Source organism: Microcoleus sp. AT8-A3, from assembly GCF_036705675.1.
Lineage (GTDB): Bacteria > Cyanobacteriota > Cyanobacteriia > Cyanobacteriales > Microcoleaceae > Microcoleus.
In genome coordinates, this window is record NZ_JAUBVD010000011.1 from 118548 (window position 1) to 133135 (window position 14588).

Genomic DNA, 14588 nt, shown 5'->3' on the forward strand with positions numbered 1-14588 from the left:
TTCCGCAATCAGGGTTAATTGGTTTGGTGGGGGCGGGTTCACCCAAATTTATATCATCAATTCCCAGAACTAAAAAACCCGCCCCCACCCATCGCAGATACTCAAAAAATTGTTCTGCAATCAGGGTTAATTGGTTTGGTGGGGGCGGGTTTATGAATATTTTGGATGTGAACCAAAGATTGTTGGTGAACCCGCCCCTACGAGATTTGGTAATAGAAGTATAGCTCAAAAATACCCATATTAGTTAATGATTAACAGGTAAGCGGATGGTAAAAGTAGAACCCACACCCTCCTGACTTTTTACGGAAATATTGCCACCCATCATTAGGCAAAAACGCTGGCTGATTGCTAGTCCCAAACTGGTGCCACCGTACTTGCGCGTGGTAGAAGCGTCTGGTTGGGTAAAGGGTTGGAAAATGTGCTGCAACTGTGGGGTACAATTTTCTTAAAGTATATACCTGCAATTTGCGGTAAACTTTTTTCAGGAATCTACTAATTATTCAAGTCCGATCGTGAAATTAGAATTTGCCTTAGCTCAATATACGGATGCTCTCGCTCACCTAAAATTGGCCAAGTCTGAACCCTCAGAAATAGCCATTCTCCATATTTTAGTTACTCGCGATGCCATCAAAGAAGCACTCAGCGAGAAAACCCAGCTTTCTGTGGAAAGTTTGGCTAAACTACTCGAATTAGACAACTTCCTGAAACAACAAGCCAATGCGATCGCCCGAGGAGCAAAATTAGCAGAATGGCGAGCTACATTTCACCCCTCCCCAGAAGCTTGGTGGTGGTTCCTCGAACCGACTTCCGAGGAGGAAGTTTCCCCCTCAAATCGCTTAGATTGGTTGTTCAACGGGCTGACAATCGCGGGATTGACGGCGGTAGGGGCCTATATGACAACCTTCGTTCAACTCTTTTCCACGGGAGGAATCAGCTTCGCTGAGACCTTTGGCCTGCTGGGACAAGGAGGGTTACTTCTGACGGTAATCCACACCTTGCAGGACACAGGACAAGAAAAGATTAAAAATCTGCTCCAAAAACTCAATATTTCTCCCCAGTTTCACAGTCAAGCAACCTTGGGAATTACCGCAATGTTATTGTTGGCTTCTGTGGGAGTCTATAACTCTTTACCTCGGATTGGTGACTGGAACTATCGAGAAGGAAAAAAACTCTACGAAAGAGGTTTACTGGAAAAAGCCAAAGGCAAATACGAGCAAGCGGCCAAAATAAACCCCAATAATTGGGAGATTCCAATTGCCTTGGGACAAATCTACGAATCTTTAGGAGCTATAGATTTAGCGAGGAAGGAATATGAAAAAGTGTTAAATCTAGGGGAGGCTCGCGCCTTTAATAATTTAGGTCGCGTTTATATTAGTAAAAACGATAGAGTTACCGCTGAAACTTTACTGCGGATGGGAGTACAACGGGTGAGGAAAGAAGATGCTCAACTCAATTATGAACTACATCTAAACTTGGGCTGGATACTGCTCAAACAAAAACAGTATCAAGCGGCTGAAAAAGAAATCAGACAAGCAGTTGCTATTGACCAAGCAATTGAAGGAAAACAGCTCGGTGGAGGGATGGCTTATTGCTTGCTAGAAGATGTTCTGGAAGAAAAAAAAGATACAAAAGAGGCATCCCGCTGGAGAAAAATGTGTTTGGAGAGTGCTCGTCCCGAAACGCTTGAGCAGTATAAATGGTTTATTGAAACTGGAAAACAAGATTTCGCCGATCAGATAGATACTACGGGGGTGGTGAATGGAGAATCTAACCCAAGTACACAGCCGTAATGAGTAAGATAAAAGTAAAAAATCAAACCTAAACACAAGGTTATGTTTACTTTTAGTTTCCCTACTTGGTTTGTATTCCCCTTTTTTTAGGGAAACTTCTTTTGTAAGGTGCGCCAGCATTCTTTTTTTCTGAAATTGAATGCTGCGTGTGCCATCCATCCTAATTTTGCAGATTAACTGGCAACCAGATCGTAAAAGTAGAACCAACACCCTCCTGACTTTTTACGGAAATATTGCCGCCCATCATTAGACAAAAACGTTGGCTGATGGCTAGTCCCAAACCGGTGCCGCCGTACTTGCGCGTGGTGGAAGCGTCTGCTTGGGTAAAGGGTTGGAAAATGTGCTGCAACTGCTCTGGAGTCATCCCAATTCCTGTATCTGTACAATTAATAACTAAAAATTCTTTACTAGCAATTGAAGATTGAGAAATTGTGGCAGGTTCCGCAGTGTTTTCTTGTTTTGCTTCGCTGCTGTCGCCCGCGATTTTTTCTCGGCTGGCGGTGAGGGTAATTGTACCGTTTTGAGTGAATTTGGCGGCATTGCTCAGCAAATTTAATAAAATCTGCTGCACTTTGGTAATGTCACCGTGCATCGTGCCGATATTAGTAATTTTGTGCAAGTTGAGAGTGTTGCCGTTCTTTTCAATTAGCGGCGCGGCGGTGGATGCTACTTCTTCAATCAAGGCGGCGATGTTGAAGGTTTCTAAGTAAAGATCCATGCGGCCGGCTTCGATTTTAGAAATGTCGAGAATGTCGTTAATGAGCGATAGCAAGTGTCGGCCGGAAGTGCGAATTTTGTCTAAATCTGGGGTGAGTTCATCGTAGCCCAATTCTGCGGTTTCTTCTTGGAGCATTTCGCTGTAGCCGATGATGGCATTCAGAGGTGTTCGCAGTTCGTGGCTCATGTTTGCTAAAAATGCGCTTTTTGCGGTGGAAGCTGCTTCGGCTGCTTCTAGGGCGAGTTGCAAGGCGGATTCAAAGACTTTTCGATCGCTAATATCCTCGACGCTGCCTTCATAGTAGAGTACCTGGCCGTTGGCGTCACACACTGCACGCGCGCTTTCGGAAATCCAAATTACCTTGCCGTCAACGCGGTAAACTTGTGACTCAAACCCCGAAACTTCTCCGAATTCTTCCATCACGCGCATAAACTTGTCGCCCTGCTGAGGATTGACGTAAGCTTGCTGTTTGATGTTGGTGAGATTTGATGTCAATTCTTCGGGAGTGGCGTAGCCATAGATGCGGGCTAAAGCTGGATTTACGCTCAAGAAATGGCCTTCGGGGGTTCTTTGAAAAATGCCTTCGACGGCATTTTCAAAGATGCTACGATATTTTTGTTCTGCTTGACGCAAAGCGCTTTGTGTACGATCGCGCTCGCTGGCTTCGATCGCCAATGATACCAAATCTGCGAGGGAAGCAGCAAAATTTTGTTCTTCTACTGTCCAGTTGCGAGGAGTTCCCACTTGTTCGATACAGATGACTCCGACTGTTTGTCCTCCCAGCCGCACGGGCGCATCTAAGGTTGATGTAGTACCCACTTGTGAAAAGTAAGATTCCACAAATTCTCTGGTTCTCACATCTGAGAGAGCGTCATCGGCTGCGATCGTCCGGTGTTCTTCCAAAGCTTTAAAATAAGCTGGATAGTCTGCTGCTGCGAGTTCGGCACCTTGGGAATGCTGCGGGTTGCTGCGGCTAAATTGGTCGAGACAGTGCAGTTTCGAGCGGCTTTCATCGTACAACCAAGCTCCGGCTCGTTCTGCATCTAGGGTATGAGTAGCTGCTTCGGTAATTTGCCTAAAAGCTACTTGCAAATCGCCTCGATACAGCGCTTTATTTCTTGCCAATTCTACCAAAACCGTATTTTGTTTGAGCAATTGTTTTTGCCTGTGGCGTCGCGCCGATTCGGCTCGCTTCTGTTCGGTAATGTCGCGAGCTACCACAATGACGGATTCTTCGGAAAGGGGTGAAATGCTGGCGGCAAAACAAACTTCGCGGTCGTCAATGGTTAAATTGTACTCGATACTGACAGTTTGTTGAGTATCTAAAGCTGTTCGGATGTGGTTGATAAAATTGTTGGCTGTAGCTTGCGGAAACACCTCTGTGAGTGTTTTGCCTACTAATTCTTCGATGGGTTTGTAGAGCAGAGAAAGATTTGTGGGGGCGATTTTTAAATAGCGACCGCTGGCGTCGAGAACTATAATTAATTCGCTCATGGCTGCAAACAAAGCCCGCAATTCTGCTTCGGCGGCTTCGAGTTCTGCCGTCCGCTCTGCTACTCGCTGTTCTAAACTAGAGTTGGTTTGTTCTAGGGCAACAAAAGACGATCGCAATTGTCTAGCCATTTGATTGAAAGACTGAGCTAGGAGATCGATTTCTTTGATTCCTTGAACTTCGACTTCGCCATTTAATTCTGCGGAAGTGAAGTCGGATGACTCAGACATTTTTGTTAAAGCTTTGGAAGCTTGCAACAATCGGGTAATCGGTTTGACAACCCAGCGAGAGGTAAATATTCCGAGAACGATCGCCAGTACCAAGGCAAAAAAGCACAATAAGATAGTTGTGCGAGTGTTGGCGTTAATTTGCTCCATAAAGTCTGCTTCCGGGATTGCGACTACAATCAGCCAATCGAGGCCGCGGCCGTCTTGCAGGGGAGCAACGGTAATGAATTGACGTTTGCCGTCTATATCGAAGGTAAACTGTCCTTTGCTGTCAATTTGTTCAAAACTACCAAATCGTTGTTGTAAGTATGTGGAAGCCGATCGAATTAGCAAATTTTTGCTCCTAGTCGCCAACAGCCGTTCCTGTCCGTCTTGGCCGGTGACAAAAGGCAATTCGTCTGTGGAACTGGCGACTATTTTCCCGCTGCGTTCGATCGCAAAAACTTGTCCTGACGGGCTAATTTTGATGCTTTTGAGAAAATCGCTGATTTGAGAAAGAGTCAAGTCAATAGCCAATACCCCCTGCAGGTTTCCTGTTTCATTGTAAATAGGCATCACCGGCGTAATCCCCAGAACTGGCGAGGCTGCGAAGGGGTAGATGGGAGACCAAGTGGCTTTTCCTGACTGTTTGGCAGCTTTGTACCACGGTCTAGTACGGGGGTCATAGGGGACGATTTGGATTAGCTCAGTGCGATTTCCTTGGCTATCGAGGCGATAAATTTCGCGGTTTGGAGCGGTTGATTCGTCTCTGATGTATACTAAGTGTTCTGCTTCTCGCTTGAGCAAGACGAATCTGCCCTGTTCGTCGCCGTAGTAGATGGTTGTATTTCGATCGCTCAGCTTGGTCTGGTTCCACAAATAGCGCTCTAAGTTGGGCAAGTCTTCCGGGTCTAAGTTGCCAGAGGCGATCGCAGCAGTATTCATTTGTAGAAATAAATGAGATACATCCCCAAAACTGCGGAAATTTTCTTTGGTTCTGGCTGCGACTTCCAAGCTTAACCTAGTAGCAAGGTCATTGACGGCTTTCTGGCCGTTGCGAAACGAAAGCCATCCAGTCACGCCGACTGCTACGGAGATTTGTACCACCAGCGGTATCAACAAGACTAGGCTTAGTGACATCTTGGGCGAGCTTTTCATCACACAACTGCTCAGACTTTTCAATAACATAAATATTCTGACACCTACCGGGTTTGTGTATCGTTTGTCGCTTAAACTCAAATGTTGCACCATTCTCAATAAGCTTTTTATGAACAGGCTTTCCGGCCTGTTCCACAAAGAGTGAATTTTCTGGTGGAACAGGCTTTTCGGTCTGTTAAGCGAGAATGGTACAATATCTCAGTTAAAATCACCCTCGATATAAGTTACAACGTTGTACACACATAGTGAAGTGCAGTGGCCGACTGCTCAAAACGGGGCTGAGGTTTCCACCGCTACTCTAAAAACTTGTAATATTAATCATGCCACTACTTGTCTGAATGTGGCGATCGCTCTGCAGACTCCCGATAAAAAAGTCACACGCCGTAAAAAATGCAACTTTAGGCCCGTGTTCCCCATCCTGCTTGTCATCAGTCATTGCCAATTATTCAATTTTTTAATCTAAACTTTTTAATCTAAAATAAGCTCACTTTTTGCGGGTGGGAATTCTCTTCCTTACGCCCGGTTAATAAAAATTTTATTTTCATTTTTTCTACAGTCCCAGGACAAATGTAAATTCTGTGACAATCTGGTGTTAAAAAATTTGCTATTAATAAGATAAGCCGCCAAAATCCAGATCGACTACAAAGAGGATAATTGAAGCATCTGCATTTCATCAACGCCAGCAAAGTAAAGCGTTTTTAGCTTTTTTGGACGATCGACATTTGGGCAAAATAATACTTCTGGAGGATGACATGAACTATACATTTGAAATCCTGGGCGTATCTCCAACTTTAACATTTTTTAACCAGCAGCAGGAATTGCTGCAACAACAGCAGCCGTCCGGTGTAGAATACTTGGCAAACCGAAAGTGCACTCTCGATGCGTTTGTGGCATCCGTAGAGACAGTTTCTCCTCAGCAAGGCTGGGATGTCGATCGAGTTGTAGACACCGTGATTAGTTTCTGGATGAACAACTCTGATAGCATCCAGTATTGGAGACACAGGCTGCAGGATGCCGGCAGCGAAAACTTGTTAGTAGCCAGAGTAGGCGATATCAAGTCTTTGCAAGCTGCATTTGAATCACTGCTGGGCGAATAGGAAAATCGCCAATTGCGAAAAAGTCGATCGACTTTTTCGCTAAAACTGAGATATTGCACCATTCTCAATCATCCTTTCAGGCCGTTGCTCTGAGCAACGGCCCACAATAAAATTTATCTGTTGTGGAACAGGCATCTTGCCTGTTCTTGAGAATAGTGCAAGATGTAAGTAACATCCACTCAACTTTCTCTTTCCAATTTCCAATTGGCAATTCCCAAATATTATGTCTCGTTCCAAAGCCCTACAATCTTATATTTTTCTCCGCTTGCTTCTGGCACCGCTAATGTTGTGGACAATCACCACAGCAGTATTTTTGCTCTTGCGGGCTACTCCGGGCGACCCCATAGATGCCATTCTCGGCTCACGAGCTCCCGCAGCCGCCAAAGAAGCAATGCGAGCTCAACTCGGTCTCGACGCACCCCTGTGGCAGCAATATCTCAACTACATGAAAGACTTATTCAGTCTGAACTTGGGAACATCCATCACCACTCGCGGACAAACCGTGTGGCAAATTATCGGAGACTATTTCCCCGCTACAGTCGAATTAGCAGTTTGTAGCATGGCCATAGCTTTAATTGTCGGCATCAGTATCGGTTCCTTAGCAGCATCCCGCCCTAACACTATTTTCGATGCTCTCGGCCGTTTGTTTGGCATTATCACTTACTCGCTGCCGGCTTTTTGGGCTGGTATGGTTTTGCAATTGATTTTCGCAGTGCAGTTGGGATGGTTTCCCTTGGGAACTCGCTTTCCTGTCACATTCCCCGCCCCCGAAGGCTACACAGGACTATACACTATTGACAGTCTCCTGAGCGCTAACCCTGGTCAGTTTCTCACATCTTTGCATTATTTGGCACTTCCGAGTTTGACCTTGGGGATTCTTTTGAGCGGCATTTTCGAGCGGATTGTCAGAGTGAATCTCAAGCAAACTTTGCAAGCAGATTATGTCGAAGCAGCTAGAGCTAGAGGCATTCCCGAATTCCAGATTTTATGGGCGCACGCTCTGAAAAATGCACTAATTCCGGTGATTACTGTCTTAGGATTGACTTTTGCTGCACTGTTGGGCGGTGCTATTTTAACAGAGGTTACTTTTTCTTGGCCGGGGTTGGCAAATCGCCTTTACGAAGCGATTAGCTTGCGGGATTATCCAACTGTTCAAGGTATTGTGGTGTTTTTTGCGGCAATAGTTGTAATTGCCAGCATTGTAATTGATATTTTGAATGCTTACGTTGACCCGCGAATTCGCTACTAAAAATATCAAGGAAGAAGGGCAACGGATGCGCGACAGTTGCACTAAGCTGTTGTGCATTTAAATTGTATTTTGAGGGCGGGCAGGATGCCCACCCCACAAGAGTGAAAATTTATTTTACCGGGCAATTTAAAGGCGGATTAGCTTATCGGCTTTTTCTACCTGTACTTTCTGTCGGCGCGAGATGTTGCAGCCAGGGGTGGCCCATAAGAAGCAGTTGTCAAAAAGATCGATCGGCTTTTAGAGTGACGACACTTGGCGATTTATGGGCAATACTGGAGAAAATAAAATTATACATTTGAGGAAACGCTGATGAGATTATTGCGAACAATCGCCGCTCTATCGGCTGCCTTGACCCCACTGATGGCTGAAGCTGCCTTTAGCCGTCCCATGCCGGGAACAGCCGATTTTCCCAGAGCCTCAAACCCCCAAGTAAATGTGCCGGTTTGCTTCATCGAAACTCCAGGCGGCACAACTTTTGATTTAGTCAGTTTGTGTGGCAGTAACGCTGCTCCCCAAAACACGAATCCGGTTGCGGGCAATGCTCCTGCAAATAACCCCAATGCAAGCACTCCGCCTCCTCCCCCGAACCCCAACGCCATCACCAGAGATGCTGTCGGCACCCCGATAACTACTCCTACTGGCACGGCAAATCCCAACAATCCCAACAATGTCAATCCGGGAACTTCGCCCGCAGGTACTCCCAATAATCTGACTCCGGGAACTTCGCCAACCACCAATCCCAATAATCTCAATCCGGGAAGTTCACCGAGTACCACTCCCAATAATCCCAATCTGGGAACTTCGCCGAATACCAATCCCAATAATCTCAATCCGGGAAGTTCACCGAGTACCAGCCCCAATAATAGTGCGTCTCCCACGGGTGGAAATGCTGGCGACAGCAACAGCGATTTAGTTCCCAATCGCAATCTCAATCTTCCGAGAGTGCCGCCGAGTTCCTTTGGCCCTGGAGGTGTTGCGCCGACTAGAGATGCGATTGATGGCCCCCGCTAGTAATAGGCGAAGTGTCAATCGATTTTTGATTTTTGATTTTAGATTTTTGATTGACTTGCGCGAGATAAATACGTTCGGCAAGTTTCATCGGATACAGGTTTTTTATTTCTGGACGGATGAATCACGTGGCGGGTATCCTGAATGCTTTCGGTCAGAACTTTCATCACAGAAACCGGGTTTCTCGGAAACGTTCTCTTTTTCAGGGATATTTCAGCCACGAGAAAGCCGGAATATTTATTTGCCTGCATAATATTGATGTTAGGTGCGATCGGCATATTTTGTAGCAGAGTAGCCAAATAAAAGTTAAGCTAAGAACTTGTAGACGCTATCGGCTAAGCACTCTTTTAAAACTGGACAACCAGGTAGAAGCAGTGATAGATAGCTAGCTTTAATCCGTAACAGGATTAGTTATCAGCAAAGGTTAAAATTATTACCAGGCGGGTGCTCCCCAGCTCCAAGTTCTCAAGCTAAACCATTCAACAGGCATATTTTTGTTAAGCCTGTGTGGTTGGGAAAGTGCCGGCTGATAACATTAGCAAGACAAAATTAACCCGATTATTCGGAGGCTCTTCATGAGCAAAATATTTGTTTTAATAAATTGGAACAAAATTGCTCTAGACCCGATCCTCTGCGTTGGCGTAGCCCCCGTAGGGGCGGGATTCGCTAACGCACTTGAGGAGGAAATCTAGTGTCAAACTTAGTTCAACGCTTAGAAATAACCGCTCATCCGCAACTAGAAAAATCCCTCGGCTATCGAGGAGATAGTCGCTGGGTAGCTTGGCGCTGGGAGCCCGACATCGACCAACTTATATCCAGCGACGGCAAAACAGTCGGCACTGGCAATAATATGGCTTGGCTGGTGTTTTTGCAGCACGATTTAGTCGATCCTGCCCTACAAGAGTACAACCTCAGCGAGGGCGATCGCTACTGGCTGCTTTTAGACACCGAAACTAGAAATCTCTACGTCGGCGAAGGGAAAACTGTTCAAAGTCTGCTCGAACAGCCGGAAAGTTTAGGTTTATTGGCCTGTCTCGATGGCGGGAATGCCGATCGACAAACTGGTGAAACTTGGCAGCAAACGCTATCTCAACTAACAGCCAAACCAGTTGTTCGCAACCTGACAAATGCCCTGCCTTTCGGTATCGCCGCCGCTTTGATAGGTGCTTTAGGCATCGGAACCGGATTGTGGGTAGTACCGGCAGTGCAGCAGAAACTAGCCGAAAAAACAGCTTTTGTTTCCCCAATTAGTTCTGGCGCCAACTGCGGGCTTGGAGGTTCCGACGATTTTTCAGCTTATATCGGTTCGTCAAGCGGAAACAAAGAACTTCATTTAATAGGCGTTTACGAAGCCAATGCGGATCACAAGAACCGAGATTTGTCTAAAAGGGCGATCGAAGTCAAAGTAGAACGTCGAAACAAGCCCATAATTCTCGCACTTTCAGCTTATGAACCGGTGCAGTGGAACATTACCGCAGAACCGGGCGCAGTTATCGAAAAAATCATCGTTAACGGATACCACAACCAAACTGTTTCAGGAGTTTCTGGAATTCCGGTAGAAGAGCACAGCTACGAAGAAACCGGAAACAATCTCGGCGACTTTATCTACAAGTGGGGCGCTACCGCTGAAAGTAGCAATACTTCTTCCCTCGTGACTAAATTGGAACAGAGAAACAGCACCAGTTTAACTTCTTTTCAAGGATGCTACAGAGGTAAGAACTTTACGATTAAGTAATAATTATTGATTATTTTGGGGTAGGGAAACGGCACTGCCGTCTCCTCAATAGCCATGTTGTCGATGGGTTGTATCAACAGACCACTCGCAAGGGTAATTTCATCATCTAATGCGGTTGATTTTACCCCTTAGCCGAAATCAGGACACGGCAGTGCCGTTTCCCTACAATTAATCGGGCGATGCTTACATCGTCACCAGGACGATTATTTTGGGGCTAGGGAAACGGCATTGCCCATTGGCGTCAACTTAACGTACAACAAATAGTCCGGCTATTGTTGAAACCCCTGCCTCAAAACTAAAGTCCTCTTGCATAGGACTAATGAGTTCTTCAGTCCTCTTTCAGAGGACTTTAGCTATTAGACAGGGAATTCATTCCCTGGCGGACTGCCGGGTGAGCGGGAGGACTTGCGGAGGAAAAGTTTAAGTTGACACGCCTTGGGCATTGCCATCTCCGACCTTGCCTGATGTTAATTCAATGGTGTACATTTTGAACAGTTATTTGACAAGCTTATGTAATGACTGTATCATAAACTATTAACTTTAATTTTTGATTACAAACCATGACAATGCTAACAAATTTAAAATGAAATACTGGTACGAAACCCTCGCAGTAGCACAGCGGATTTTAATTGAATTGGGGAGGCGGCGACGCAGCTTAGTATTGTGGAGTATTTTTCCAGTTTCTATCTTGCTAATTAACGCTTTGATTTTAAAAGAACGCGCTAATCTCACCACAGCAAAAGCCTTTGAAACTGCTGCACCTGCAAGCTTAGTAGGAGCGGCTTTATTTTTTAGCTGTCTCGGCGGTAGCGTAGCAACAGTAGTAGCAGAGCGAGAACAGCATACCCTCAAACGCTTGTTTATTTCCCCGCTGAGCGGCACTTCCTACTTTTTAGGGATTTTCCTGGCTCACAGTTGCATCGGCATCGGTCAGGTAATTTTAGTATATACGATCGCCTCTTTTTTAGGAGCACAATTTCAAGGCTCTATTCTGTTAGGATGTGCGATTATTCTGCTCAGTATTGTATCTTATGTAGGTGTAGGCTTTATTCTCGGCACCCAGTTTGCGAGGCGCACTGAAGATGTCAACTCCCTAGTAGCCGCTTTCGGCGTTCCTTTATTGATTTTAGGAGGCGCATTCTTACCGACTTCGCTCTTTCCCAAAAGTCTGCTGGATCTCGCCCAGTATAATCCAATTTATCACATGAACGAAGCGCTGATGGGCGTGTGGGCTGACGGCAAAGATTTGGCTGATATTGCAGAACACTTTTGGTATTTATTCATATTTTCTATTGCCATGATTGCAGGTGGATGGCTTTCTTACCGCAGGATGCTGAGAGTAGAAAGAAGACTTTAAAACTATCTCATTATTATGTCGTAATTATTCATCTCTCTCTTCTCTTCCTCTGCGCCCTCTGCGCTCTCTGCGGTTAAATAATTCCGAAAAAATCGTAAATATATAAAATAATACGGAGAATTAAAGCAGTGCTGCAAATAGAAAAGCTAAATAAGTCTTACGGCGAGCGCTCAGTGCTTAAAGATTTAACACTGCACATTCAAGCTGGAGAAATTTACGGTTTGCTCGGGCCAAACGGGGCGGGCAAAACTACAACTATCAATATTTTATGCAATTTGCTAAATGCCGACAGCGGCAAAGTTTCCATCAATGGCGAGCCTGTTTCCGAAGCTACAAAATCCTTAATCGGTGTAGCGCCCCAAGAAAATTTGCTTTACAAAAGCCTTAGCTGCGAAGAAAACCTCAATTTTTTTGCTCAAATTTACGGCTTAGAGCGCAAACAGCGGCGCTATCAAGTAAGACACTGTTTGAAAGCAGTTAATTTGACAGATAGAGCTACAAGCCCTGTGGAAACTTTGAGCGGAGGAATGCAGCGCCGCTTGAATATTGCGGTGGCTTTGGTACACCAGCCTAAATTAGTAATTTTAGATGAACCGACAACGGGTTTAGATATTGAGGCTCGCTATGAAATTTGGGAATTAATTCAGCGCTTGCAGTCGGAAGGAATTACAATTTTGCTGACAACTCACTTGTTGGATGAAGCTGAGCGGCTGTGTCAGAGAATTGGAATTTTAAAGAATGGCAGTATTATAGCTGAGGGCAGTTTGGAAGAGTTGCAAAAACTGATTCCGGCTCAAGAAATTATCGTGGTAAAAACCGACGAAGAAGCTGAAGTCATCGCCCGCGCTAAACAATACAGTTTCATTCCCCGCCGCTACGGTAGCGATTTGGCTTTTTGGCTGCCGGAACGTTTAGAATTAAAAGAAATTATTTTGCTGTTCGACGGGATTTCTATTGATTCAATCGCTCGTTATCCAGTGCGGTTAGAACATATTTATGTAGAAGTAACTAAACAAACTGTATCCTGATCTGCGTCCATCTGCGTATATCCGCCCAGTACGCTTCAAAAACCAAAGAAACCGGGTTTTTTACCGCATCTGCCGACTGTAACGCAGTATTTTCGCAAAAACCCGGTTTCTGACCACCCGTGCGTCCAAGACTAAACTAAATTCATCTGCGTCCATCCGTATATCCGCCACCATCTGCGGTCAAAAATTCCAAAGTAATTAACAAGGGCGATGTCTAGATTCTCAAGATATCGTCAACCTTAATGCTGTCTGGCAAAATAGCCAATAAAATTCCGCTAAAACAAATAAACCCTCATACCCACAGCCTCTGAGGGAGGTCTAAATTATGTCCACATGGAAAAGATCCGACTTTTCCGACTTTATGATCCGACTTTTCCGACTGACAGAGGCAGGGGCCCTAAGCAATGATAGAGATAGGGAAAGCCAACCCACGATGTCTAGATTGTAAAGATATCGTAAACCTGGATGTTGTGTTGCGAAATGTTAAATAAAGATAGGCTATAAAAGATATGTCTGTGGTATGATACATTTAGGTTGCATCTAATGTTATAGAAATCCATTCCCCCACGAGGCCAGTGAAAGCCCACTTCATATCAGGACTACCCCGCTCAGGCTCTACTTTACTGGCTGCATTACTACGACAAAATCCCCGCTTTCACGCTGCTATGACTAGCCCAGTCGGGGGATTAGTGGAGAGAATGTTGGAAGCCATGAGCGAAGACAATCAGTTTTCCACGTTTATTTCCCGTGAAAAAGGGGAACGGGCTAACAATTTTACAGCTCGATTGATTTGAGCAATAAGACTAATAAATTCTTCAGTCCTATGCAAGAGGACTTGAGCTTTGAGGCGGGGGTTTCAAGCCCGGCCCGACTTGGATGTAAACAATAAATATAAAGGATTTCAGTAATTATGAACGTACCAAACATGAACAAGCAAATTATTTTCGTAGACTCCTCTGTACAGGATTATCAAAGCCTGATTCAAGGCATCGATCGCGCTCAAATTTTCATTTAAAATGAAAATTTGAGCGGCATCGCACAAATTACAAACGCCTTAGCCAATCAAAAAGATATTGAAGCGATACATATCCTTTCACACGGGGCTCCGGGTATCCTCTATCTCGGTAATACCCAACTGAGTCTCGATACTCTGAGCCTATACGCGAACCAACTGCAACAATGGGGACTAACAGCAAGCCAGATTCTCCTCTATGGGTGCTCCGTTGCAGCGGGAGACGCGGGGGCAGAATTTATCGAAAAATTACACCAACTCACAGGCGCAAACATCGCGGCCAACCCCAACCCCACCGGGAATGCGGCAAAAGGTGGCACCTGGGAACTCTCTCACCAAATTCCCCCCTCCCCAGAAGCACCACACCTCCCTTTCACAGCAAAGGTTCTGGCTTCCTACGCCCACACCCTTGGTATTACCACCCGCCTCTCCCTTGACTCCGCTGCTGCTGAGGGAAATAACTTCTCCAATAATCCCAGAATCTCAGCCGATGGGCGTTATGTGGTGTTTCGGTCTTTTGCCTCCAACCTGGTGACAGGGGACACTAACAATAATGGTGACATTTTCCTGCGAGATACACAGACGAACATCACCACCCGCCTCTCCCTTGACTCCGCTGCTGCTCAGGGAAATAACGGCTCCGGTAATCCCAGTATCTCAGCCGATGGGCGTTATGTGGTGTTTCAGTCTTTTGCCTCCAACCTGGTGGCAGGGGACACTAACTTTACGAATGACATT

11 protein-coding genes and 1 pseudogene are annotated in these 14588 nt (G+C 45.5%); 10 read left to right on the forward strand and 2 right to left on the reverse strand.

Translation table 11 applies throughout. The annotated features are described in order from the left end of the window. Window positions 1-224, forward strand: a 224-nt coding sequence (locus QUB51_RS09310) for a hypothetical protein (RefSeq protein ID WP_333393010.1), incomplete at its 5' end; no start/stop codon positions are given. A 20-nt stretch (window positions 225-244) separates the two neighbouring features. Here QUB51_RS09310 and QUB51_RS09315 read toward each other — a convergent pair. Continuing rightward, window positions 245-430: pseudogene (locus tag QUB51_RS09315) on the reverse strand (ATP-binding protein); the annotation flags it as partial. 82 nt (window positions 431-512) lie between these two features. Here QUB51_RS09315 and QUB51_RS09320 point away from each other — a divergent pair. Then, window positions 513-1790, forward strand: coding sequence for a tetratricopeptide repeat protein (locus QUB51_RS09320; RefSeq protein WP_333055661.1), 1278 nt, complete (start codon window positions 513-515; stop codon window positions 1788-1790). 160 nt (window positions 1791-1950) lie between these two features. Here the strand turns inward: QUB51_RS09320 and QUB51_RS09325 are convergent, their stop codons facing one another. Continuing rightward, a complete protein-coding gene (locus QUB51_RS09325) occupies window positions 1951-5364 on the reverse strand; it encodes a PAS domain S-box protein (RefSeq protein ID WP_333207886.1) in 3414 nt (1137 codons plus the stop codon). Window positions 5365-6116: 752 nt separating this feature from the next. Here QUB51_RS09325 and QUB51_RS09330 point away from each other — a divergent pair. The 8 genes from QUB51_RS09330 to QUB51_RS09365 form a co-directional block, all read left to right on the forward strand. Continuing rightward, window positions 6117-6461 (forward strand): hypothetical protein, encoded by a 345-nt coding sequence (locus tag QUB51_RS09330; protein ID WP_333055663.1) that lies wholly within the window; start codon window positions 6117-6119, stop codon window positions 6459-6461. A 223-nt stretch (window positions 6462-6684) separates the two neighbouring features. Then, window positions 6685-7710, forward strand: a complete 1026-nt coding sequence (locus QUB51_RS09335) for an ABC transporter permease (RefSeq protein ID WP_333055664.1) — start codon at window positions 6685-6687, stop codon at window positions 7708-7710. Between the two features lie 309 nt (window positions 7711-8019). Continuing rightward, a complete protein-coding gene (locus QUB51_RS09340) occupies window positions 8020-8721 on the forward strand; it encodes a hypothetical protein (protein ID WP_333055665.1) in 702 nt (233 codons plus the stop codon). A gap of 688 nt (window positions 8722-9409) precedes the next feature. Further along, the gene (locus QUB51_RS09345) at window positions 9410-10453 is read left to right on the forward strand and encodes a hypothetical protein (RefSeq protein WP_333055666.1); all 1044 of its coding nucleotides are present in this window, start codon (window positions 9410-9412) and stop codon (window positions 10451-10453) included. A 583-nt stretch (window positions 10454-11036) separates the two neighbouring features. Further along, window positions 11037-11810, forward strand: coding sequence for an ABC transporter permease (locus tag QUB51_RS09350; protein WP_333055667.1), 774 nt, complete (start codon window positions 11037-11039; stop codon window positions 11808-11810). A 128-nt stretch (window positions 11811-11938) separates the two neighbouring features. Next, window positions 11939-12838, forward strand: a complete 900-nt coding sequence (locus QUB51_RS09355) for an ABC transporter ATP-binding protein (protein WP_333055668.1) — start codon at window positions 11939-11941, stop codon at window positions 12836-12838. Between the two features lie 575 nt (window positions 12839-13413). Beyond that, complete coding sequence (locus QUB51_RS09360) at window positions 13414-13632, forward strand: sulfotransferase (protein WP_333260752.1); 219 nt, start codon at window positions 13414-13416, stop codon at window positions 13630-13632. 230 nt (window positions 13633-13862) lie between these two features. After that, window positions 13863-14588 (forward strand): DUF4347 domain-containing protein (locus QUB51_RS09365; RefSeq protein ID WP_333393012.1); only part of this gene is annotated, 726 nt, incomplete at its 3' end.